This is a genomic window from Nitrosovibrio sp. Nv17 (genome assembly GCF_900119085.1).
GTDB lineage: Bacteria > Pseudomonadota > Gammaproteobacteria > Burkholderiales > Nitrosomonadaceae > Nitrosospira.
Genome location: NZ_FPIQ01000001.1, coordinates 70733 through 93485 on the forward strand (window position 1 = coordinate 70733; position 22753 = coordinate 93485).

Here is a 22753-nt window from a genome sequence, read left to right on the forward strand (position 1 = left end):
GCCCGGGAGGGGAGCGGGGTCACTGGCATTGGAGATACGGAACATGGAGATCAGGCAAGTCGATGCAAAGCAGGGGTGGCAGTGGATCGTGACCGGGTTTTACCTGTTTCGCCAGATTCCGGTGATGTGGATCGTATTGTGCGCCGTGCTGCTGCTCATCGCCGCCACGCTGGCGCTCATTCCCGTGGTGGGGCAGTTCGTCTTCACACTCGTTTCGCCCGTATTCCTCGCCGGGCTGATGCTGGGCTGCAGAGCCCTGGAGCAGGGTGGAAATCTCGAGGTTGCGCATCTGTTGGCGGGTTTCAGGCGCGACCCTGCGGCATTGATCACGATAGGCGGCATCTACCTCGTGGGGCAGGTGCTGATACTCGGCGTCTTCATGTTCGTCGGGGGCGACGTGCTGATGGACCTGCTGATCGATGGCAAGCGGGTGGATGAGAACGAGTTGAAGAGTGTGTCCGGCGACATGCTGACCGCCTCGCTGATCGGGCTGATGCTTTCCATTCCCCTGATGATGGCCACGTGGTTTTCTCCCCTGCTGGTGGTATTCAACGACATGGTACCCCTGGAGGCGATGAGGATGAGCTTCGTGGCCTGCCTGAAGAATATCATCGCATTCCAGATCTATGGCGTCACGCTGGTGGTTCTCATCGTCCTTGCGGCGATGCCCTATGGGCTGGGCCTGTTCGTGCTGGTGCCGACGATGTTCGCGTCCATCTACGTGAGCTATCGGGATATATTCAGGGAGGCGGAAGAACCGGTGTAGGCCGTGCGCGTCGAGGCCGGTTACGCGTCGGCCGGCATCAGCCTGGCGTACTCCAGGAGCAGCCATTTCGTGCCGCTACGGCGGAAGCGCACTTCGACGCGGGCATCCGCTCCCCGCCCTTCGCAGTTCACGATCACGCCCGTACCGAATTTTGCGTGAGTCACGTTTTGTCCGATGCGCCAGCGCGTCGCCGAATCCTGGAATACCGGCACGTCCGGGACACCCTGTCCCATCCTCCCGCTGGAGAGGCTGCCCGGTTCCGGCAGCCGTACTTGCCGTTCGTCGCGAAGGGCCGCCGCCTGCGGAAGCGGGCGCAACCATAGAAGCAGGCCTTCCGGAATCTCGTGCAGGAAACGGGAAGGGATGTTGTAGCGGGTCTGGCCGTGCAGCATGCGGCTCTGGGCGAAGCTCAGGTACAGGCGTCGCCGTGCCCGCGTCACCGCTACATACATGAGGCGCCGCTCTTCCTCCACGCCCCCGGTCTCGTTGCGGCTGTTCTCATGGGGGAACAGGCCTTCCTCCAGTCCGCTCAGGAAGACGCTGTGGAACTCCAGGCCTTTTGCCGCATGCACCGTCATCAGTTGCAGCGCATCCTGGCCGCTGCCGGCCTGGTGCTCGCCTGCCTCCAGCGATGCATGGGCGAGGAATGCGGCGAGGCTGTCGTCTTCGGTTTCGTGTACGAAGCCGGTGGCGGCATTGACCAGTTCGTTCAGGTTCTCGAGGCGTTCTGCGCCCTCGCGTTCCGCCCGGTAGTGCGCGGCCAGTCCGCTGTGGGCCAGCATGTGTTCGACGATTTCCCCCAAGGGCAGGGCCTCGCATGCACGACGCATCGATTCGATCAGTACTGCGAAGCTTTCGATGCCTTTCTTCGGCCTATCCGGTTCGGAGAGACGCGCAGGCCCGCCTGGTGTCCGTTCCGGCGGGTTGGATGCGATTCCGCAGCGCTGCAGGATGGCTGCCCATATGCTGCTTCCTTGCCGGCGGGCGTCATCCTGCAGTTGCTCCAGTGTGCGCGTGCCGATCCCGCGTACCGGGAAGTTGACCACGCGCAGCAGTGCGTTGTCATCCTCCGGGTTCGCGATCAGCCGCAGATACGCCAGAGCATGCTTGATTTCCTGACGTTCGAAGAAACGCATGCCGCCGTATACGCGGTAGGCGAGTGCGGCATTGAACAGCGCGTGTTCCAGGATGCGCGATTGGGCGTTCGAGCGGTAGAGGAGTGCGATCTGCGACAGCGGCGTGCCTGCGGCTTGTAGGGATTTCACCTCGTTCACGATGAATGCGGCCTCATCGAAATCGGTCGGAGCGTTGTAGACGCGTATCGGTTCGCCATGGCCTTCCGCGGTCCATAGATTCTTTCCCAGCCGACTGCCATTATTGCGTATCAAGGCATTGGCCGCATCCAGGATGTTGCCGTGCGAACGGTAATTCTGTTCCAGCTTGATGACCTTGGGAATGCGAAAGTCCCGCTCGAAATCCCGCATGTTTCCGGTATTGGCGCCGCGGAACGCGTAGATGCTCTGATCGTCGTCCCCGACCGCAAAAACGGCCGATTGCTCGCCCGCAAGCTGTTTCAGCCAAGCGTACTGCAGGCGGTTGGTGTCCTGGAATTCGTCGACCAGGATATGGTCGAAACGGCCGCGATAGTGGTCCCGCAGGTATTCGTTGCGGGTCAGCAGTTCATGGCTGCGCAGCAGCAGTTCGGCGAAGTCCACCACGCCTTCCTGGTTGCACTGCTGCTCGTAGATTCGGTAGAGCTCCGCCATCCCGCGTGCGAAATCGTCGTGCACCTCCACCTGCGACGCCCTCAGGCCCTCCTCCTTGGCGCCGTTGATGAACCACTGCAGCTGACGCGGCGGAAATTTGCCGTCGTCGGCGCCTGCCGCTTTCGCCAGCCGCTTGATCAGCGCCAGTTGGTCGGCTCCGTCCATGATCTGGAATGTCCGCGGGAGCCCGGCGTCCTGGTGATGTGCGCGCAGCATTCGATTGCACAGTCCATGGAACGTGCCCACCCACATGCCGCGCGTGTCGATCGGCAGCATGGCGCCGATGCGCACCAGCATTTCTTTTGCCGCCTTGTTGGTGAAGGTGACGGCGAGCACGCCGTGAGGACTGGCCTGACCTGACTGGATCAGGTGCGCGATCCGGGTGGTGAGCACGCGCGTCTTGCCGCTGCCTGCCCCTGCGAGGATCAGCGCCGACTGATGTGGCAGCGTCACCGCTTCCAGTTGCTCGGGATTCAGATCCGAAACGAGAGGAGACATGCGTGAATCATCTTCGCTTGCGCGGGAACTACCTTCCTGCAGATGCATGCGAGGAGCAGGCACGTCCGAATGAACGCCACCTTTCATGAGCTGCTTGCTGGTCGCTACTCTCTCCGACTCCTGGCAACGAGATCCAGGATCAACGGCGTAAGGACCAGTTCGATCGCAAGCCCCATCTTTCCGCCCGGCACGACGATCGTGTTCGGGCGCGACATGAACGAATTGTGGATCATGGAAAGCAGGTAGGGAAAGTCCACATCCTTGGGATCGCGAAAGCGAATCACCACGAAACTTTCGTCCAAGGTCGGGATGTCCCGTGCGACGAAAGGGTTGGAGGTGTCGACCGTCGGTACCCGCTGGAAGTTGATGTGCGTACGTGAGAATTGCGGCGTGATATAGTGCACGTAATCATGCATGCGGCGCAGAATGGTGTGGGTCACCGCTTCTGCGGAGTAGCCGCGAGCGTTCATGTCTCGATGGATCTTCTGGATCCATTCCAGGTTCACGATCGGTACCACGCCGACCAGCAGATCCACGTATTTTGCCACGTCGGCGGTATCGCTCTTCACCCCGCCGTGCAGGCCTTCATAGAACAGCAGGTCGGAACCCGGCTCGATGGGCGCCCACGGCGTGAATGTGCCGGCTGCCTGCCCATGGGGCGCGGCTTCCTCGTCATTGTGCAGGTACAGGCGTGTCATGCCACCGCCGCTTTCGCCATATTCCTTGAACAAGGCCTCCAGCTTCTCGAACTCATTGGCTTCCGGTCCGAAGTGACTGATAGGGTGGTTGCCATCCCTTTCGGATTCCGCGACGGCCGTCTTCATGGCGTTGCGATCGTAACGGTGGAAGCTGTCGCCTTCCACTACGGCGGCCGTCAGTTTTTCCCGGCGGAAAATGTGTTCGAAACTGTTCTTGACGGTCGACGTGCCGGCGCCTGATGATCCCGTGACGGCGATGACGGGGTGCTTTTGTGACATAAAACGCTCTCCTCGGATGAAAATAATTATTATTGGATGCAGCCAGCGCAAGTGCGCTGCCGACCGCCGCCGACCGTCGGTATGATACCCGTTTTCCCGGAAATATTGGTGGACAATGAGCGGGATGGCGGGCGCAATCGGGTATTCCCCGCGTCACCATTTCCCTGTTTTTGCGGATGAGGAGATTTCACGCGTGCTAAAATCCCGGGCTTCCGGTTCACGACCCTGCGCGTCGCGATGAAAAACAAGAACGACTATCTCGAAAGAATCCTGACCGCCCGTGTTTACGAGGTGGCAAGGGAAACTCCGCTGGAGCTGGCCGCCAATCTGTCGAGCCGTATTCGCAATCGCCTGTTCCTGAAGCGCGAGGACATGCAGGAGGTGTTCTCGTTCAAGTTGCGCGGAGCCTACAACAAGATGGTAAGGCTGTCGGCCGCTGCGCTCGAGCGGGGCGTGGTGACGGCGTCCGCGGGCAACCACGCGCAGGGTGTGGCGCTTGCGGCGCAGCGCCTGGGGTGCCGTGCGCTCATCGTGATGCCGGTCACCACGCCACAGATCAAGATGCAGGCGGTGGAGGCGCGCGGCGCCACCGTGGTGATCCATGGCGACTCCTATGACGAAGCCTACGCCCATGCGCTGAAACTGGCGAAGGAGGGGGCCATGACCTTCGTGCATCCCTATGACGATCCGGACATCATCGCGGGGCAGGGCACCATCGGGATGGAAATCCTGCGCCAGCACAGCGGGCCGGTGCATGCGATATTTGCGCCGGTGGGCGGGGGAGGCCTCGTTTCCGGCATCGCCGCCTACGTGAAACGGCTATATCCTCAGGTCAAGGTGATCGGTGTCGAGCCGACGGATGCGGGGAGCCTGCACCACTCGCTGCGTGCCGGCCGCCGCATCAGGCTTCCCCAGGTCGGATTGTTCGCCGACGGCGTGGCGGTCAAGCAGGTGGGCGCCGAGGCTTTCCGCCTGTGCCGAGAGTTGCTGGACGAGGTCATCCTGGTGGATACCGACGCCATCTGCGCTGCCATCAAGGATGTCTTCGAGGACACCCGGAGCATCCTCGAGCCCTCAGGCGCGTTGTCGGTTGCCGGTGCGAAACTGTACGTAAAGCGGGAAAAGCTTCGCGACCGCAGCCTGGTCGCGGTCACTTCCGGCGCGAACATGAATTTCGACCGGTTGCGCCACATTTCCGAGCGCGCTGAACTCGGCGAGCAGCGCGAGGCGGTCATGGCGGTCACCATCCCCGAGGAACCCGGCAGTTTCCGGAAGTTCTGCACCATGCTGGGCACCCGGAGCATCACCGAGTTCAACTACCGCTATGCGGACCCGCAGGAAGCCCACGTGTTCGTGGCAGTGTCGGTACGCAACCGGGACGAGGCAACGAAGCTGATCCTGAGTCTGGAGGACAGCGGCCTGCACACTGTGGATCTGACCGACAACGAGATGGCGAAGTTGCACGTGCGCCATCTGGTGGGAGGGCGCGCCCACCAGGTCGAGCATGAGCTTCTCTACCGCTTCGAGTTCCCTGATCGCCCCGGCGCGCTGATGAAGTTCCTGGACAGCATCGGTCATCGCTGGAACATCAGCCTGTTCCACTATCGCAATCACGGTGCCGATTACGGCCGTGTGCTGGTGGGCATGGAGGTTCCACCCGGCGAGAAGACCGAGTTCAGGGCCTTCCTCAAGCAGACGGGCAACCGTTACTGGGATGAGAGCGATAACCCGGCATACAGATTGTTTCTGGGGTAAGGAGCGCACGCATTGCTGCGGAGTGCGTGGATCAGATTCGTGATGAACAATAAATTTATAACGAATTATTTACGATAATTTCACATATGTTGTGTTACCGTCTCGCGACTTCATGGGATGGTGATGCCATGGCATGATTTGCCTGCCGTTTGACAAGAATCGAATGATTTTCGATTAAACCCACCGCCGCTGCTCCAGCCTTTCACCGATGCCGTCGCTACCGGACACGAGCACTCGATATCGTCCAGTTGACCTCAAAAGAGGGTGCATGTCCGGTATGCCCGATTTCTGCGTCGACACCGGTAGTGCCGGGTAATGGAGCGAGATTGTTGCCGCTCCGCAGAATTTCCCGCCGTTCGGCTGATCGTTCGTGAATCGTCAGGTTCCGGGATATCATCGTGAGACGGCGATGACACGATTCCTGATCGACGTGCGCGCTCGCCTTGGGGCAGCGATCGAGCTCCCGGTTTCTTCCAGAGGACTGACGAGCCTTCTTGAAGCGATGGCGGCAATCCGGTTGGCTTCCCGCTCCGGGAACCAATGAGATATCCAGAGTACCGGAGAAGCGCGTAAATGGGACGTCGATGCCGACGGACATGGGTTCCCATGGCCGGCAGCGTGTTGCTACTCTCCGTATTCCTCGGTGGTGCCCATGCGGATAGCCTGGCGGATTTCCTGCAAGACAGCGGCGTGAAAGTGGGGGGATGGATCAACGCCGGCGTGACCTTCAACCCGGGATTTCCGGGCAATGGCTACAACGGCCCCGTGACATTCGCCGACCGGGCGAATCGTATCCAGTTGAACCAGCTCAATATGTACGTGCAGCGCACCGTCCTGACAGAGGGGGCGTCATTCGATATCGGGGGGCGTTTCGACGTGATGTTCGGGACCGACGCCATTTATACCCAGGCTTTCGGCATTCCTGCCTATGACGTCCATTCCGGACAGCCGCTGGGCCGGGCAAGTTGGGACCTGGATTTGTGCTGCTCCTCGACCCGTACCTATGGCATCGCGATTCCGCAAGCCTATGTCCAGGCCTATATTCCGGTTGGCAACGGCCTGAGTGTCAAGATGGGCCATTTTTATTCGCCGACCGGATACGAGACCGCTGCCGCCCCGGACAATTTCTTCTATACGCGCACTTATATCTACAATAACGGCGAGCCGATCACGCACACCGGGCTAGTCGGAAATTATCCGATCGGCAAAAACTGGTCGCTGATGGCGGGGGCCACCTTTGGCAGCGCCACCGGGGGATGGGACGGGGGGTTCGACAGGCAACTGGGGAATTGGGGCGGCCTGGGGGGAGCCACCTGGACCAGCGATGATCTGCGCAGCTCGCTCAGCATTACGGGTACTTACGGCGAGATCTCCACGCGAAGCAGCCGGTTCTGGGGGATGTACAGCATCGTTCTGCAACACAGGATCATGCCCCGGACCCACTGGGTGCTGCATCATACTCACGGGTATGCCGGGGGCGTCCTGCTGGACGGCGTGCCTGGAGATGCCGAGTGGCTGGGAGTGGCAACGTATCTGTATCACGATATTCTGGAAGACCTGTCCGTGGGGATACGGGGGGAGTGGTTCCGCGACAGGGATGGTTTTCGCACCTACTCGCCGTTCCGAGTCGCGGCCGCCACGAATCACGCCCGCCCGAATTTTGCCGGAGACTTCGCGCCTACGGTGGCTCCCGCCGATTACTATGCAGTGACTCTGGGCATGAACTGGAAGCCGGGGAAGAGACTGGGAGTCAGTTGGGAGCCAGTGCAGAAACTGAATATCCGGCCCAATATCCGCTATGATCGGGCGAGCGGAATCCATCAGGCCTATCGGCCGTTCGATAACAGGAAAGACCAGATTCTCCTTTCCCTGGATGTGATGATCCCCTTTTAGCCTTGCATGCGCAGAGCCATTCTCCAGGGGTGGAAGCGTGGGTCGGATCGCCCCGCAGTCTTCCGGAGCCCGGGAGGACGCCCTGATATAACGTGAACCAGCCCTTCGCCGGAACGAAGGTGGAGAAGCCCCTGAAAAGACGCGGGTGAACGATGACTCCCGGGATGCGGCAAGCGGCATGATCGTGGGTAAGAATGCCGTCGCACCGGGTGCCGTGTCGCCTTCTCGGAGTGCATGTGCATGAAAACGATGTCCTCCGCCAGGAAAGCGGTCCCGTCCTGTGGGAAAACCCGGCGGAGGGTGTCCTGTCCGGTCCGGAGACTATTGCAGGAATTCCGGAAACCCTTTATATTTCCCATATGGATCAAACCCATTCAGTCCTCCCAGGTTGCTTTCTGCACCCCCTGCCTTTCCCGGCGGGGCCGCTGCTGCGCCCCGTGCGCTGACGACATCCATTTCTTCTCAAAGGCTTTACCCTTCCCGCGAAACCCGTTCCCCGGGTCTCGTATCCATGACGCAGTTTCTGAAATGGAGAGGCCAGAGTGAAAGATCATCTGATAATTTTTGATACGACATTGCGCGACGGCGAGCAGAGTCCCGGCGCATCCATGACCCGGGAGGAGAAGGTGCGCATCGCCCGGCAACTCGAGCGCCTACGGGTCGATGTCATCGAGGCCGGTTTTCCGGCTGCCTCCAATGGCGATTTCGATGCCGTGAAGGCGGTAGCGGACACGGTCCGGGACAGTACCGTCTGTGCGCTGGCACGGGCAATGGAGGCCGATGTCCGGCGCGCCGGCGAAGCGCTGAAAGGAACCGACTCGGCGCGCATCCACACATTCATCGCCACTTCGCCGATTCACATGGAGAAAAAGCTGCGCATGTCCCCGGAACAGGTGGTGGAGCAGGCGGTCAAGGCCGTGAAATGGGCATTGCAGTACACGGATGACGTGGAGTTCTCCCCGGAGGATGCCGGCCGTTCCGACATCACTTTTCTCTGCCGGGTGCTGGAGGCGGTGATCGACGCGGGCGCTAAGACCCTCAATATTCCGGACACCGTCGGCTACACCATGCCGGAGCAGTTTGGCCAGCTCATCCGTACATTGCGTGAACGCATTCCCAATTCCGACAGGGTCGTGTTCTCGGTGCACTGCCACAACGATCTTGGGCTGGCCGTGGCCAATTCGCTGTCGGCGGTCGTAAACGGTGTCCGGCAGGTGGAATGCACGGTAAACGGGTTGGGAGAACGGGCGGGAAACGCCTCCCTGGAAGAAATCGTGATGGCGGTGCGTACGCGCCAGGACTATTTCCCTTGCGAAACGCGCATCGATGCCACCCACATCGTGCCGACGAGCAAGCTGGTATCGGGCATTACCGGTTTTCCCGTGCAGCCGAACAAGGCCATCGTCGGGGCGAATGCATTCGCCCACGAGTCCGGCATCCACCAGGATGGTGTCCTGAAACACCGCGAAACCTACGAAATCATGCGCGCCGAGGATGTCGGCTGGGGCACGAACAAGCTGCTGCTGGGCAAGCATTCCGGGCGCAACGCGTTTCGCAGCCGCCTGGCGGAACTGGGCATCGAACTGGAATCCGAAGAGGCGCTGAACGCCACCTTCATGCGCTTCAAGGAGTTGGCCGACAAGAAGCACGACATCTTCGACGAGGATCTGCACGCCCTGGTGTCGGAGGATGCGCTGACGCCGCACGAGCACTACAAGCTACTGTCGCTGGTCGCGCACAGCGAAACCGGCGAGGATCCGTACGCCAGCATCGTGATCGCCGAGGATGGCAGGGAATCGCGCGCCGAATCCAGCGGCAGCGGCCCGGTCGATGCCACCTTCCGCGCCATCGAGAAGATTCTGGCCAGCGGCGCCGAATTGCAGTTGTTCTCCGTCAATGCCATCACCAGCGGCACCGATTCACAAGGAGAGGTGACGGTGCGACTGCAGAAATCGGGGCGCATCGTCAACGGCAACGGCGCCGACATCGACATCGTGGTGGCCTCCGCCAAAGCCTATCTCAGTGCGCTCAACAAGCTCCACGGCTCGCTGGACCGGGCACACCCGCAGGTATGACCCCGGATGGCGGCGCAGCATGAAGCATTCACCCGCAGCCGGTCCGTGACACGCGCCGCCTCCGGCGCTGCGGGTCCCCGTCCATGAAATCTTCCCGATTCCTGGATTTCCTGCACTACGTGCTGCTCCGCTTCATGCAGCACAACTGCACCCAGGTGGCCGCCAGCCTGACCTTCACCACCCTGTTGTCGCTGGTGCCGCTGATCGCCATCGGATTGTCCGTGGTGGCGGCATTCCCGGCATTCGCGGGATTTTCGGAGCAGATCAAGGGATTCATACTCACCACCATGATGCCGGAGGCCGCGAATCGCGTCATTGCGGTTTATGTGCAGCAGTTCGCCGACAATGCGGTACAGCTCACTTCCATCGGTACCGCGTTCCTGGGTGTCACGGCGCTTGCGCTCATGCTGACCATCGACAAGGCCTTGAACGCCATCTGGCGGGTCACCCGGCTGCGTCCGCTGCATCATCGCCTGCTGATATATTGGGCCACTTTGACCATCGGGCCGCTGCTGATCGGCGCGAGCCTGTCATTGACCTCCTGGCTGATCGGTTTGTCCATGGGGGTGACGGGGGATATCCCGGGGATCAAGATCGCCCTGCTGCAACTCGTTCCGCTGTTGCTCACGAGCCTTGCGTTTTCGATTCCCTACCTCATCGTGCCCAACCGGCGAGTTGCCTGGCGCCATGCGGTGGCCGGAGGCATCGCGGCAGCGGTGGGATTCGAATTCATGAAACAGGGGTTTGCCTTCTATATCACCCATTTCCCGACCTATCAGGCCGTCTACGGCGCATTCGCGACGATCCCCATATTCCTGCTGTGGGTGTATCTTTCCTGGCTGATGGTACTGCTGGGCGCGGTGATCGCAGCATCGCTCGGGAGCTGGCACTTTGCCGAATGGCGGCATGAGGCGGCCCAAGGCAGGCGATTCGTCGACACCCTGCGCTTGCTGCGGGTGCTGACCGAAGCTTTCCGGAAGGGAAAGGTCGAAACCTACGCATCTCTGCGCACCCGCCTCGTGCTAAGCTTCGAGGAAATGGAACAGATACTTGAGCTGATGAGCCGCGCCGACTGGGTGCAGCAAGTGAAGGCCGGCGGCTGGGTACTGGCCATGGATCCGGCCCGGATAAAGGTCGCCGATGTCTACCGGCTGGTCGTATTCCGCCCGGACACGATGCGTGCCGCGACGAAAAACGATCCTGCCCTGAGACACCTGCTCGACGGAATCTCGGCCGGCATGGACCAGCACATCGACATGCCGCTCACGTCGTTGCTGGACGAGGACGTCGTGCAGCATGCCATTCCATCCGCGACCGAAGGTCGGGGCACATGATGCGGGGCATAGTCGCCGCGCTCCTGTGCCTGCTCGTCTGGCTGCCGTCCGGCGCCCTGGCGGCAAAGGATTTCGTGTTTACGGACTCGAACGGTAGAAGACTCGCACTTTCCGATTACAGGGGGAAGTGGGTATTGATCAACTTCTGGGCAACCTGGTGCCCACCCTGCCTGAAGGAGATTCCTGACCTCGTATCCCTGCATGAGAGCCGCAAGGACGTGGTGGTGATCGGTGTGGCCATGGAGTACCAGAACCCGCGGACGGTGCTGGAATTCGTCAACTCGCTGTCCATCACCTACCCCATCGTGCTGGGAAACAGGAAAATCGCTTCCCAGATCGGCCCCATATCGATGCTGCCCACCACCTACCTGTTCGATCCCACCGGTCAGCCGGCGGCGTACAAGGTCGGGCTGGTCTCGCGAGAAAGCCTGGAGGCATTCATGCAAGGAAATTCCTCTTCCTCCCGCGGCGGCCTTCCCGGGAGCAGATCGCGCAAACCCTGAGGGCTCATCCCGGAGCCGTTCCTCACGCAGGCCGCGCTGTCGCCTCATGCTCCGGCCATCTGCCTCCTGACATGATGGACGGCATCCGCCAGAGGAATGGCCCGAGGCGTTTCCTCCCGTCGTCCCTGGCACTCCACGTTTCCATCCTTCAGTCCGCGCTCCCCGATCACGACACGGTGCGGGATACCGATCAGTTCCATATCGGCGAACATCACGCCTGGACGCTCGTCGCGATCGTCCAGCAGGACGTCGACCCCTGCATGCCGGAACGCCGCATACAGCTTTTCCGCCTGTGCGCCCACCTGCGCGCTTTTCCTCAGCCCGATGGGTACGATCGCGACCTGGAACGGTGCGATCGCCTCGGGAAAGACGATACCGCGCGCATCGTGGGACTGCTCGATGGCGGCCGCCACGACACGCGATACGCCGATCCCGTAGCATCCCATCTCCATCGGCTGCGCCACGCCGGACTCGTCGAGATAGGTGGCGCCCATTGCCTCCGAGTACTTGGTTCCCAGCTGAAAGACGTGCCCCACCTCTATGCCACGGCAGATCTCCAGGAATCCTCTGCCATCGGGGGATGCATCCCCGGGCACCACGTCGCGGATGTCCAGCACATGATCGGGTTCCTTTGCGTCGCGGCCGAAGTTGACGTGGACGAGATGATGGCCCTCCTGATTCGCACCGCATACGAAATCGTCCATCACGTTCACGAAACGGTCGGCAACGACCGGAAGGCCCGAGCCGACCGGACCGATATAGCCCGGGGGAGACCCGGTTTCCTCCAGGATCTCGGCCGCCGTTGCCAGGCGGAAATCTGCCAGAAAGGGAATTCTGCGCACCTTCGCCTCGTTGAGCTGATGATCGCCGCGCAACAGCAGCAGGTGCATTCTTCCCCCCGCGACCACCGCCAAGGTCTTCACCGTCCGCTCGACTGGAAAGCCGAGAAACCCAGCAACCGCTTCGCAGGTTTTCATGCCCGGCGTCTCCATCTTGTGCATCGCGGCATCGGCCGGCTTCCGAGGCTGCGACGGCGGCAGCGATGCGGCCATCTCGATATTGGCGGCGTAGTCCGAATCCGGGCAGAAGGCAATGGCGTCCTCGCCCGACTCCGCCAGTACATGAAATTCGTGCGATCCGCTTCCGCCTATCGCGCCGGTATCTGCGGTCACGATCCGAAACTCGAGTCCCAGCCGGGTGAATATCCTGTGATAGGCGTCGCGCATGGCGGCGTAGGCCTGCTCCAGGCTGGCGCTTCCGGCATGGAAGGAATAGGCATCCTTCATGACGAATTCCCGTGCCCGCATCACGCCGAAGCGGGGACGGATTTCGTCGCGGAACTTGGTCTGGATCTGGTAGAAGATGCGAGGCAGCTGGCGATAGCTCCTGATTTCCCGCCGTGCGATGTCGGTGATGACCTCCTCGTGCGTGGGGCCGAAGCAGAAGTCGCGCTGGTGACGGTCGCTGATTTTCAGCATCTGCGGGCCGAATACCTCCCAGCGTCCCGTTTCCTGCCACAGTTCGGCGGGTTGCACCGCCGGCATCAGCAGTTCCAGCGCACCGCTCCTGTCCATTTCCTCCCGTACGATGGCTTCCACCTTGCGCAGAACCCGCAGGCCAAGAGGCATCCATGTATAGAGGCCGCTGCCCAGACGCCTGATCAGCCCGGCACGCAGCATCAGCTTGTGGCTCACCAGCTCCGCCTCCGCCGGCGCTTCCTTGAGCGTGGAAAGGAAGAAATTCGTTACTCGCATACCTGCCCCTTCATGGCGATTGGATGATGTCCATTCTACCCTGAAATACTTTCGCCACCCGCTGGAATGTCGCCATGGGCCTTGCAGACAGCCATGGAGCTTGCGATCCATCGGCGCTTCATTAATTTCGTGGCAACTTTCAATATGGGATAGAATATGAAAAAATTGTCCTCTTTCCTGCAAGGGACACCAACAACGGGTGAATCCATGATCGACCGTAACGGATATCGCTCCAATGTGGGCATTATTCTGCTGAATTCGAAGAATGAGGTTTTCTGGGGCAAACGCATCAGGCAGGATGCCTGGCAGTTTCCCCAGGGTGGTATCAAACCGGGGGAGAGCCCGGAACAAGCGATGTACAGGGAACTGACGGAAGAGGTGGGATTGTATCCCCGGCATGTCGAGATCATCGGCCGGACGCGTGACTGGCTGCGCTATGAGGTCCCGGACCAGTGGATTCGCCGTGATTGGCGTGGAAACTACAAGGGACAGAAGCAGATTTGGTATCTCCTGCGTCTGATCGGCCGCGATTGCGACGTTTCGCTGCGCGCGAGCATCCGCCCGGAATTCGATGCGTGGCGTTGGAACCAGTACTGGGTGGAACTGGAATCCGTCGTCGAATTCAAACGCCAGGTCTACCGGCAGGCGTTGACCGAACTCGCCCACCTGCTCGAGCAGGCCCCCCCCGAGGTCGGCTATGGCGATGGGTCCCGGGCCGACCGAAGGCAGATCGAGTCGGAAAAAAGAAGCGGGGCCTGATCGATCAACGGCACGCGATACCTCTCCGGCCTGCCAGTCTGTTCCATGGTCATCATCGAAATGCCCGGCCTCCACGTACGCCGTCCAGAAGGGGCTTCAGCCGCCTTGCAAGGCCGCCCGGTTTTGTATCCGATTTCAATGTTTGAGCCTTACCGAGGCATCCATCGAAGAGATGCCGTCACGGATAATTCGCAGGCGTAATCGGCTGCGCCATTACAGCCGCAGTTTAGGAGACCATCGATGATTATGCGGACGTTGATCATATCGCTGCTGTCCATTGGAGCCATCTCAGCCACAGCGGGGACGCCTGCCGCTGATGAGCCGATTCAGCCAATCGAGGCGGCGAAGCCAAAGAATCCAGGTTTGGTGGAGCTGGGGAAAATGCTGTTCTTCGACCCGCGTCTGTCGAAATCCGGTTTCATTTCCTGCAATTCCTGTCACAATCTGAGCCTGGGGGGCACGGACAACCTGCCGACCTCCATCGGCCATAAATGGTTCGAAGGTCCGATCAGCGCGCCCACGGTACTGAATTCAAGCATGAACGTGGCTCAATTCTGGGATGGCCGCGCCAAGGATCTGAAGGAGCAGGCGGGTGGCCCCATCGCAAACCCGGGCGAAATGGGATTCACTCATGAGCTGGCGATAGGCGTGCTGCACTCCATTCCGCAATACCGGGAGCGCTTCAAGCAACTGTTCCGCTCCGACAAGATCGACATCGGCATGGTTACCGAGGCGATCGCGGCCTTCGAGGAAACGCTGGTGACGCCTGATTCCCGCTTCGACAAGTGGCTCAAGGGGGACAAGAAGGCATTGAGCAAAACCGAGCTCGAAGGCTACCAGATTTTCAAGGAGAGTGGATGCGTTGCCTGCCACAACGGCCCCGCCGTGGGGGGGGGGTCGTTCCAGAAGTTCGGCATCCATGAGGCCTACAAGACCACCAACGCCGCCCAGGGCCGCTTTGGGGTGACCGGAGAAGACGCCGACCGGTTGTTGTTCAAGGTCCCCACCCTGCGTAACGTGGAGTTGACCTACCCGTATTTTCACGATGGCGCAGCCGTTACCCTGGAGGAAGCGGTGGAGTTGATGGGCAGGCTGCAACTGGGACGAAAATTCAGCAAGGATGAAACCGACAAGATCGTCGCTTTCCTGAAAACCCTCACGGGCAAGCAACCGGACATCACGCTGCCGATCCTGCCTCCCTCGACCAACGAGACCCCGCGACCCAAGCCTTTTGGTTGATTTCCGTGCAATGCGGGTTGCGCGCCCGTCTCTGCCACCGCGATGCGCCCGGGCCGTGAATACGGCCGGGCGCATCGGAGTCCAGGCATTCTGCCCATACCCCGGCGTGCATGCGGATGGCACGCTGATGGAAACCGTGTAGAATCTTTTCAATGCCATGTGGCAATCGAAAGACCGGCGGCATCCGCCGGGGCAAAATGCTGAATATCCTTATTTTATCTTCTATCGGGGATATGGATTTAAGCCCTGAAATCAAGTAGAGTTACTTTCCGAACAATTAAAATGTGGAGTCCCAGATGAGCGCGAAAGGGCAATTGCTACAAGACCCATTTCTGAATACATTACGTAGAGAGCATATTCCGGTGTCGATCTATCTGGTGAACGGCATCAAGCTGCAAGGACACATCGATTCGTTCGACCAGTATGTGGTATTGCTGAAGAACACCGTCACGCAGATGGTGTACAAGCATGCAATTTCCACCGTCGTCCCCGCCAGAACCGTCACCATTCCATCCGAGGCGCCTGCCGCACCTGATGCCTGATCATCCTGCCGGCAACGTACCTCAGGTGCATGCCACCGTATTGGTCAGTCTGGATCTCGGTGGCGGTGGCCATGCCGAAGAAGGCCTGGAGGAGTTCCGGCAATTGGCGGTAAGCGATGCGCTTGCAATCACGGCAGTCGTCCGGGGAACCTGCTCCCGGCCTGATTCCGCCACGTTTGCGGGCAGCGGCAAGATAGGCGAGATCGCGGCGGCCCTGGAACAAACCGGGGCATCCCTGGTGGTATTCAATCACGACCTCTCTCCGGCGCAGCAACGTAATCTGGAGCGGGATCTCGGATGTCGCGTCATCGATCGCACCAGCCTGATACTGGACATATTCGCGCAGCGCGCCCAGAGCCACGAGGGCAAGCTGCAGGTGGAACTTGCACAACTCGAACATCTTGCCACCCGTCTGGTACGGGGATGGACCCACCTGGAGCGGCAGAAAGGTGGCATCGGCCTGCGCGGTCCCGGTGAAACACAGCTTGAAACCGACCGCCGCCTGCTCGGCAAGCGCGTCAAGCTGCTCAAGGAAAAGCTGGTGAAATTCCAGCGGCAACGGACGCTGCAGCGTCGTTCCAGGCAGCGTGCCCGGACGTTGTCGGCCTCGATCGTCGGCTACACCAATGCCGGCAAATCGACCTTGTTCAATCGGTTGACCCGCGCACAGACCTATGTTGCGGACCAGTTGTTCGCCACGCTGGACGCCACCACCCGCAAGCTGTTCATTCCGGACCGGGGGCCGCTGGTTGTCTCCGACACGGTGGGCTTCATCCGCGACCTGCCGCATACGCTCGTCGCGGCCTTCCGGGCGACTCTGGAGGAGACGGTGCAGGCCGATGTCCTGCTGCACGTGGTCGATGCAGGCAACCCTGGACGGGATGAGCAGATTGCCGAGGTGAACAAGGTGCTGAAGGAAATCGGTGCCGACTCGATTCCCCAGATACTGGTGCTGAACAAGATCGACATGATGCGCCTGCCGACCGGCACGGCAGGGTATGGACGCAACGAGTGTGGTAGAATCGAGCAAATCCGATTGAGTGCGAAAACCGGGGAGGGGCTGGAATTCATCAAGCTGGCCCTTTCAGAGGTCATGCAGGAGCACGCCGGGCGACAGCATGCGGGTATTGCGGGGTAGGTCGCGGCCAACCCTGTCGCGCCGTTGCCCCCGACGCCTGTGCGCGGCCTGCCAGCCCCGTGTTCGCGCATGAGCATAGCGGAACGGGGTATTGATAATGCGCGGGCGCGAGCGCCCGCATTGATGCCAGACGGAATGCTGGAATCATCGCTCCTATTCCAATGCTTTCAATAAGCAAGTATATTGCGTATTGATATCAGAACGAAACATAGGAATCATCATGGGATTAAACGATCCACAGTGGGGAAGAAAGAAGGGAAACTCGGGACCACCCGATCTGGATCAATTATGGCGTAACTTCAACAGGAAGCTCAATAGTCTGTTCAAGCGCAAGAGCGGCCCGGGCGGCAATGGCACGGGCGGTGGGGAGGGATCCGGGGGTGGCCCCAGACGCTATGGCATCAGTATCGGGTTATTGGCCGGGCTGCTTCTGCTGACATGGATCGCCAGCGGATTCTACATCGTCAACGAAGGACAGCGTGGCCTGGTGCTGCGATTCGGAAAGTATGTCGAAACCGCCCAGGCGGGTCTGCGCTGGCATATGCCCTATCCGATCGAGATCGTGGAGACGGTCAATGTCAGCCAGGTGCGGACCGTGGAGATCGGCTACCGCAACAATGTCAGAAGCAAGGTGCTGAAGGAATCGCTCATGCTGACCGATGACGAAAACATCATCGACATCCAGTTTGCGGTGCAGTATATCCTCAAGAACCCGGAGGAATTCCTGTTCAACAACCGCGAGCCCGAAAATGCGGTATTGCAAGCCGCTGAAACCGCCATCCGTGAAATCATCGGCAAGAGCAAGATGGATTTCGTCCTCTACGAAGGGCGCGAACAGGTGGCGGCGAAGGCGACCGACCTGATGCAGGAGATTCTCGACCGATACAAGATCGGTATAGCTATCAGCAAGGTAACCATGCAGAATGCTCAGCCGCCGGAGCAGGTGCAAGCCGCCTTCGACGACGCCGTCAAGGCAGGACAGGACAGGGAGCGGCAGAAGAACGAGGGGCAGGCCTATGCCAACGATATTATCCCGAAAGCCAAAGGTAACGCTGCCCGCCTGCTGGAAGAGGCCGAAGGATACAAGCAGAGAGTGATCGCCAGTTCCGAAGGGGACGCTAGCCGCTTCAAGCAGATTCTCGCCGAGTACAACAAGGCGCCAGGCGTGACGCGTGATCGACTGTACCTGGACATGATGGAGCAGGTGCTGTCGAGTACCAGCAAGCTTCTGGTGGATCAGAAGAGCAGCAACAATCTGCTCTACCTGCCGCTGGACAAGCTCATGCAGGCCAGTGGCGCCTCCAGTGCGGCGGCACAGGCATCCGATCCGGCCTCTGCCGCCATCCCCGAAGCCATCCCCGACCCGTCGCGTTCGCGCGACGCGTTCCGTGGGCGCGAACGGGAGACACGATAAATGAAAAATCAAACCCCTATCCTGCTGAGTATTCTCGTCGGCCTGTTCCTGCTGGCCAGTTCGTCGTTGTATGTCGTGGATCAGCGCCAGCAGGCGATCCTGTTCCAACTGGGCGAGGTGGTCGATGTCAAGACCAGTCCAGGCCTCTACTTCAAGATCCCCGTGGCGCAGAACGTGCGTTATTTCGACTCGCGCATTCTGACTATGGATACGGCGGAACCGGAGCGATTCATCACTTCTGAGAAGAAGAACGTGCTGGTGGACCTGTTCGTCAAATGGCGCATCGTGGACGTCAAGCAGTACTACGTGAGCGTACGAGGCGATGAGATACTGGCGCAGACCCGGCTGTCGCAAACGGTGAACTCCAGCCTGCGCGACGAATTCGGCAACCGGACGGTGCATGACGTGGTCTCCGGGGAACGCGACAAGATCATGGAGATCATGCGGCAGAAGGCGGATGCCGATGCCCGCAAGATCGGCGTGGAAGTGGTGGATGTACGCCTGAAGCGCGTGGATCTGCCCCAGGAAGTCAGCGAATCGGTGTATCGGCGCATGGAAGCCGAACGGAAGCGCGTCGCCAACGAACTGCGGTCGACCGGTGCGGCGGAATCGGAGAAGATCCGCGCGGATGCAGACCGCCAGCGGGAAGTCATCCTGGCCGAGGCCTATCGCCAGGCCCAGGAGATAAAGGGCTCGGGGGATGCCAAGGCAACGGCCATCTATGCTGCGGCCTTCCAGCCGAACCCGGAATTCTATGCCTTCTATCGCAGCCTTGAAGCCTACAAGCAAAGCTTCAAGGACAGAACCGACATGCTGGTGCTGGAACCCAGTTCGGAATTCTTCAAGTATCTGAAAAGTGCGGGAAGGGCTGCCAAGTAGCCCCGAGGGCAATGCCGTCAGACGTGGGGGGTTCCGTATCGAGCCGGTCATCCGTGTAGCGTCGTGAACTGCCGGATCGTTCACCGGGGAAGTGGCATGTGGGATACCTTGTTGCTCGCAGTAGCGCTGATGCTGGTGATGGAGGGCATTCTTCCCTTCCTGATGCCCGGCGTGTGGCGCCAAACCTTCAGGAGGCTGACCGAAGCCGGAGACGGCCAGGTGCGGTTCATCGGTCTGACATCCATGTTGATCGGATTGCTGTTGCTCTATTTCGTGAACTAGCAGCCTGCTTGAAGAATCGAAGTGTGTCCGGAATACCGAAGACCCGTGCCTGGCGGGAAGAATGCTGACTCCTGCGGACTTCAAGGCGGAAATCTGATGACATCCGCAAGCGGCGGCCTTCGCCGTCGTTCTCCATTTCCACGTCGTAGCGACTGAGCCATGCGAAAATGGCTTCTTCCAGAATATGTCGAGGATATTCTTCCTGCCGATGCGCTGCGCATCGAGAGGCTGCGCAGGCGCATCATCGACTGTCTGCTGGTGCATGGCTACGAGCTGGTGCATCCTCCTCTACTGGAATATGTGGAATCCCTGCTGTCCGGCAGCGGCGGCGACACGGATCTGCGCATGTTCCGGGTCGTGGATCAGTTGAGCGGTCGAATGATGGGTTTGCGGGCGGACATGACGCCCCAGACGGCCCGCATCGATGCCCACCTTCTGAATCGCCGGGGAGTCACCCGGCTCTGCTATGCGGGCAGCGTGCTGCACACGCTGCCGTCGGGACTGACGCGGACCCGTGAGCCGCTGCAGATCGGCGCAGAACTGTACGGTCATGCCGGGCTCGAGAGCGACCTGGAAGTGCAGCGGCTGATGTTGCACACGCTGGATATTGCCGGCATGGGAGCCATCCATCTCGATCTGGGCCATGTTGCCGTGTTTCGGGGACTGATCAGGGGTGCGGCCATCCCGCCCGATCTGGAAACGGAACTCTTCGGCCTGCTGCAGGCCAAGGACGTTCCCGGGCTGGACCAGCTCTGCGCCACCACCCTCAGAGACTACGCGGATGCAGATGTGCGGCGAGCGCTGCTGCTGCTGCCGGAGCTCTACGGCGGCGAGGAGATCCTGGCGGTCGCACGCGCCTCCCTGCCGGACTACCCCGAGATCCGGCTGGCACTGGACGAACTGGAAACGATCGCCCTGCAGTTGAAATCCATCGTGAGCTCGCTGGCATTCGACCTGGCGGATCTGCGAGGCTATCACTATCATAGCGGTATGGTATTCGCCGCGTATACTGACGACTATCCCAACGCCATCGCACTGGGGGGGCGCTACGACGAGATCGGCAAGGCGTTTGGAAGGGCCCGGCCGGCGACGGGCTTCAGCATGGATTTGCGGGAACTGGCACGGCTGGTGCCGTCCGAGCGTCGTCCCAGGGGAATACTGGCTCCCTATGCCGGCAACGACCCCACATTGGATGAGAAGGTCCGGCAGCTTCGCAGCGAGGGGGAGATTGTGATCACGGCGCTGCCGGGACACGAGGTCGCGGAGGAAACGTTCGACTGCGACAGAAGATTGGTATGCCAGGAGCACTGCTGGATTGTCGTCGATGGCTGACATGGCATGGTGCCAATAAACCCATGAACAGAACCAACCGGATACCTGAAGTATGACAAGGAATGTGGTCGTCGTCGGCACTCAGTGGGGAGATGAGGGCAAAGGCAAGATCGTGGACTGGCTCACCGATCATGCCCAGGGTGTGGTGCGCTTCCAGGGAGGACACAATGCCGGGCATACCCTGGTCATCGCCGGCAAGCAGACCGTCCTGCATCTCATTCCCTCGGGGATCCTGCGCAGCGACGTGGCCTGCTACATCGGCAACGGCGTCGTCCTGTCGCCCCAGGCGCTGCTGGACGAGATCGACATGCTCGAGCAGGCGGGAATCAGCGTCCAGGAAAGATTGCGCATCAGCGAGGCATGTCCTCTGATCCTTCCGTGCCATGTCGCCCTGGACGGGGCTCGTGAGGCCGCCAGGGGAACGGGCAAGATCGGCACGACGGGGCGCGGCATCGGCCCGGCCTACGAGGACAAGGTGGCCCGACGTGCCGTCCGCCTGCAGGATCTGTACCACCGGGATCGTTTTGCCGCCAAACTCGGTGAGATGCTGGACTATCACAACTTTGTACTGAAGCACTACTTTCACGCGCCGATCGTGGACTTCCAGCGGACCATGGACGATACGCTGCTCCTAGGGGAACGCATCAGATCCATGATGGCGGATGTTCCAAAACTTCTGTTCGACGCCAGCGCCGCAGGTAGCCGACTGCTGTTCGAGGGCGCACAGGGAACGTTGCTGGACGTGGACCACGGCACCTATCCCTTCGTCACCTCAAGCAACTGTATTGCGGGCGCCGCAACCACCGGCAGCGGGATCGGGCCGCAGATGCTGCACCATGTGCTGGGGATCACCAAGGCCTACACGACGCGGGTCGGTGCCGGGCCCTTTCCCACAGAGCTGGATGATGCGGTGGGGAGACACCTCGCCGAGCGCGGCAAGGAATTCGGTGCGACCACGGGACGTCCGCGTCGTTGCGGCTGGTTCGATGCCGCCGCACTGAAACGTTCCATTCAGATCAATGGCGTATCCGGACTGTGCGTGACCAAACTGGACGTGCTCGACGGGGTCGAGACGCTGCGGCTCGGCGTGGGCTATAGGGTGATTGGCGGTGAGGAGGAGAGATTCAGCGACATTCTTCCCATGGGAGCCGACGAGTTGACCTACTGCGAACCGATCTACGAGGAGATGCCGGGATGGTGCGACAGCACTCTCGGCATCCGGGATCTCGAGCACCTTCCCAAGGCAGCCCGGGATTACCTGAAGCGCATCGAGCAGGTGTGCGGGGTGCCGGTGGACATGATATCGACCGGGCCGGACCGAGAGCAGACGATCGTGCTGCGCCATCCCTTCGGATAGCCGCAATTCCGGCGCAGAGTGGTCGTCCAGAATGGATGATTCGCGCATCGTGAGCGCGATTCCTGCCTACACGTTGCGTGCCGCAAGCTGGCAGCGTGATGAGGCGGCATTGCGCAGCGTGCGCGAAAGCGTGTTTGTCCAGGAACAGCACGTCCCGCCGGAACTCGAGTGGGACGGTCTCGACGCGCATTGCCTGCATCTGCTGGCGGTGGATGCTGCTGGACGCGCGCTCGGCACGGCACGCCTCCTGCTGGCGGACGGCATTCTTGGACGCATGGCGGTGCTCAAGCCAGTGCGGGGATGCGGGATCGGCAGTGCGCTGCTTGCGCGGATGGTGGAAGAAGCGAAGAAACGGCAGATGCAGGAGGTGGTGCTGAACGCTCAATTGCGGGCCCAGGCATTCTATACCAGGTTCGGCTTCCGGGGCAGCGGCGAGACATTTTCGGACGCAGGTATCTGTCACATAAGAATGAGCCTGAAACTCACTTGA

General features: G+C 60.6%; 19 protein-coding genes. 16 read left to right on the plus strand and 3 right to left on the minus strand.

Annotation, left to right across the window (positions count from 1 at the left end; genetic code table 11):
- Positions 1-43: 43 nt before the first annotated feature.
- A complete protein-coding gene (locus tag BT108_RS00345) occupies positions 44-766 on the plus strand; it encodes a BPSS1780 family membrane protein (RefSeq protein ID WP_072292568.1) in 723 nt (240 codons plus the stop codon).
- A 20-nt stretch (positions 767-786) separates the two neighbouring features.
- Here BT108_RS00345 and BT108_RS00350 read toward each other — a convergent pair whose 3' ends face one another.
- Together BT108_RS00350 and BT108_RS00355 are read right to left on the minus strand one after the other, a co-directional pair.
- Positions 787-3030 carry a UvrD-helicase domain-containing protein gene (locus BT108_RS00350; RefSeq protein WP_072292569.1) on the minus strand — a complete coding sequence of 748 codons (2244 nt, stop codon included), beginning with the start codon at positions 3028-3030 and terminating at the stop codon, positions 787-789.
- 104 nt (positions 3031-3134) lie between these two features.
- A complete protein-coding gene (locus BT108_RS00355; RefSeq protein ID WP_072292570.1) occupies positions 3135-4007 on the minus strand; it encodes a phosphoribulokinase in 873 nt (290 codons plus the stop codon).
- Between the two features lie 237 nt (positions 4008-4244).
- Between BT108_RS00355 and ilvA the strand changes: the two genes are divergently transcribed.
- The 5 genes from ilvA to BT108_RS00380 all read left to right on the plus strand — a co-directional run bounded on the left by ilvA (position 4245) and on the right by BT108_RS00380 (position 11567).
- Positions 4245-5762: a threonine ammonia-lyase, biosynthetic gene (gene ilvA, locus BT108_RS00360; RefSeq protein ID WP_072292571.1), complete on the plus strand. Its 1518-nt coding sequence runs from the start codon at positions 4245-4247 to the stop codon at positions 5760-5762.
- A 606-nt stretch (positions 5763-6368) separates the two neighbouring features.
- A complete protein-coding gene (locus BT108_RS00365) occupies positions 6369-7655 on the plus strand; it encodes a porin (protein ID WP_255369550.1) in 1287 nt (428 codons plus the stop codon).
- Positions 7656-8197: 542 nt separating this feature from the next.
- Entirely contained in the window at positions 8198-9730 is a 1533-nt protein-coding gene (locus BT108_RS00370; RefSeq protein WP_072292573.1) for a 2-isopropylmalate synthase, read from the plus strand.
- Positions 9731-9813: 83 nt separating this feature from the next.
- Positions 9814-11064 carry a YihY family inner membrane protein gene (locus tag BT108_RS00375; protein WP_072292574.1) on the plus strand — a complete coding sequence of 417 codons (1251 nt, stop codon included), beginning with the start codon at positions 9814-9816 and terminating at the stop codon, positions 11062-11064.
- On the plus strand, positions 11061-11567 hold the full coding sequence (locus tag BT108_RS00380) for a TlpA family protein disulfide reductase (RefSeq protein ID WP_072292575.1): 507 nt from the start codon (positions 11061-11063) through the stop codon (positions 11565-11567). The genes BT108_RS00375 and BT108_RS00380 overlap by 4 nt, the downstream gene beginning before the upstream one ends.
- 44 nt (positions 11568-11611) lie before the next feature.
- On the opposite strand, the gene BT108_RS00385 is transcribed toward BT108_RS00380, so the two are convergent.
- Entirely contained in the window at positions 11612-13321 is a 1710-nt protein-coding gene (locus BT108_RS00385; protein ID WP_072292576.1) for a proline--tRNA ligase, read from the minus strand.
- A 207-nt stretch (positions 13322-13528) separates the two neighbouring features.
- Here BT108_RS00385 and BT108_RS00390 point away from each other — a divergent pair, with 207 nt between their 5' ends.
- The 10 genes from BT108_RS00390 to BT108_RS00435 all read left to right on the plus strand — a co-directional run bounded on the left by BT108_RS00390 (position 13529) and on the right by BT108_RS00435 (position 22753).
- The gene (locus BT108_RS00390) at positions 13529-14080 is read left to right on the plus strand and encodes an RNA pyrophosphohydrolase (RefSeq protein WP_072292577.1); all 552 of its coding nucleotides are present in this window, start codon (positions 13529-13531) and stop codon (positions 14078-14080) included.
- 240 nt (positions 14081-14320) lie between these two features.
- Positions 14321-15319, plus strand: coding sequence for a cytochrome-c peroxidase (locus BT108_RS00395; protein ID WP_072292578.1), 999 nt, complete (start codon positions 14321-14323; stop codon positions 15317-15319).
- Between the two features lie 296 nt (positions 15320-15615).
- On the plus strand, positions 15616-15861 hold the full coding sequence (gene hfq / locus BT108_RS00400; protein WP_072292579.1) for an RNA chaperone Hfq: 246 nt from the start codon (positions 15616-15618) through the stop codon (positions 15859-15861).
- A complete protein-coding gene (gene hflX / locus BT108_RS00405) occupies positions 15854-16999 on the plus strand; it encodes a GTPase HflX (RefSeq protein WP_072292580.1) in 1146 nt (381 codons plus the stop codon). The genes hfq and hflX overlap by 8 nt, the downstream gene beginning before the upstream one ends.
- Before the next feature lie 220 nt (positions 17000-17219).
- Positions 17220-18413, plus strand: coding sequence for an FtsH protease activity modulator HflK (gene hflK, locus BT108_RS00410; RefSeq protein ID WP_072292581.1), 1194 nt, complete (start codon positions 17220-17222; stop codon positions 18411-18413).
- Positions 18414-19292, plus strand: coding sequence for a protease modulator HflC (gene hflC / locus BT108_RS00415; RefSeq protein ID WP_072292582.1), 879 nt, complete (start codon positions 18414-18416; stop codon positions 19290-19292). It begins immediately after the preceding gene.
- 96 nt (positions 19293-19388) lie between these two features.
- On the plus strand, positions 19389-19574 hold the full coding sequence (locus tag BT108_RS00420; RefSeq protein WP_072292583.1) for a DUF2065 domain-containing protein: 186 nt from the start codon (positions 19389-19391) through the stop codon (positions 19572-19574).
- Between the two features lie 159 nt (positions 19575-19733).
- Positions 19734-20906 carry an ATP phosphoribosyltransferase regulatory subunit gene (locus BT108_RS00425; RefSeq protein WP_072292584.1) on the plus strand — a complete coding sequence of 391 codons (1173 nt, stop codon included), beginning with the start codon at positions 19734-19736 and terminating at the stop codon, positions 20904-20906.
- A gap of 52 nt (positions 20907-20958) precedes the next feature.
- Entirely contained in the window at positions 20959-22263 is a 1305-nt protein-coding gene (locus tag BT108_RS00430) for an adenylosuccinate synthase (protein ID WP_072292585.1), read from the plus strand.
- 49 nt (positions 22264-22312) lie between these two features.
- Positions 22313-22753: a GNAT family N-acetyltransferase gene (locus tag BT108_RS00435; protein ID WP_255369551.1), complete on the plus strand. Its 441-nt coding sequence runs from the start codon at positions 22313-22315 to the stop codon at positions 22751-22753.

Excerpts from the sequence above, each read along its gene's own strand:
- BT108_RS00345 (WP_072292568.1), top strand. The coding sequence starts at position 44 with ATGGAGATCAGGCAAGTCGATGCAAAGCAGGGGTGGCAGTGGATCGTG.
- BT108_RS00350 (WP_072292569.1), bottom strand. The coding sequence starts at position 3,030 with ATGTCTCCTCTCGTTTCGGATCTGAATCCCGAGCAACTGGAAGCGGTG.
- BT108_RS00355 (WP_072292570.1), bottom strand. The coding sequence starts at position 4,007 with ATGTCACAAAAGCACCCCGTCATCGCCGTCACGGGATCATCAGGCGCC.
- ilvA (WP_072292571.1), top strand. The coding sequence starts at position 4,245 with ATGAAAAACAAGAACGACTATCTCGAAAGAATCCTGACCGCCCGTGTT.
- BT108_RS00365 (WP_255369550.1), top strand. The coding sequence starts at position 6,369 with ATGGCCGGCAGCGTGTTGCTACTCTCCGTATTCCTCGGTGGTGCCCAT.
- BT108_RS00375 (WP_072292574.1), top strand. The coding sequence starts at position 9,814 with ATGAAATCTTCCCGATTCCTGGATTTCCTGCACTACGTGCTGCTCCGC.
- BT108_RS00380 (WP_072292575.1), top strand. The coding sequence starts at position 11,061 with ATGATGCGGGGCATAGTCGCCGCGCTCCTGTGCCTGCTCGTCTGGCTG.
- BT108_RS00385 (WP_072292576.1), bottom strand. The coding sequence starts at position 13,321 with ATGCGAGTAACGAATTTCTTCCTTTCCACGCTCAAGGAAGCGCCGGCG.
- BT108_RS00390 (WP_072292577.1), top strand. The coding sequence starts at position 13,529 with ATGATCGACCGTAACGGATATCGCTCCAATGTGGGCATTATTCTGCTG.
- BT108_RS00395 (WP_072292578.1), top strand. The coding sequence starts at position 14,321 with ATGATTATGCGGACGTTGATCATATCGCTGCTGTCCATTGGAGCCATC.
- hfq (WP_072292579.1), top strand. The coding sequence starts at position 15,616 with ATGAGCGCGAAAGGGCAATTGCTACAAGACCCATTTCTGAATACATTA.
- hflX (WP_072292580.1), top strand. The coding sequence starts at position 15,854 with ATGCCTGATCATCCTGCCGGCAACGTACCTCAGGTGCATGCCACCGTA.
- hflK (WP_072292581.1), top strand. The coding sequence starts at position 17,220 with ATGGGATTAAACGATCCACAGTGGGGAAGAAAGAAGGGAAACTCGGGA.
- hflC (WP_072292582.1), top strand. The coding sequence starts at position 18,414 with ATGAAAAATCAAACCCCTATCCTGCTGAGTATTCTCGTCGGCCTGTTC.
- BT108_RS00420 (WP_072292583.1), top strand. The coding sequence starts at position 19,389 with ATGTGGGATACCTTGTTGCTCGCAGTAGCGCTGATGCTGGTGATGGAG.
- BT108_RS00425 (WP_072292584.1), top strand. The coding sequence starts at position 19,734 with ATGCGAAAATGGCTTCTTCCAGAATATGTCGAGGATATTCTTCCTGCC.
- BT108_RS00430 (WP_072292585.1), top strand. The coding sequence starts at position 20,959 with ATGACAAGGAATGTGGTCGTCGTCGGCACTCAGTGGGGAGATGAGGGC.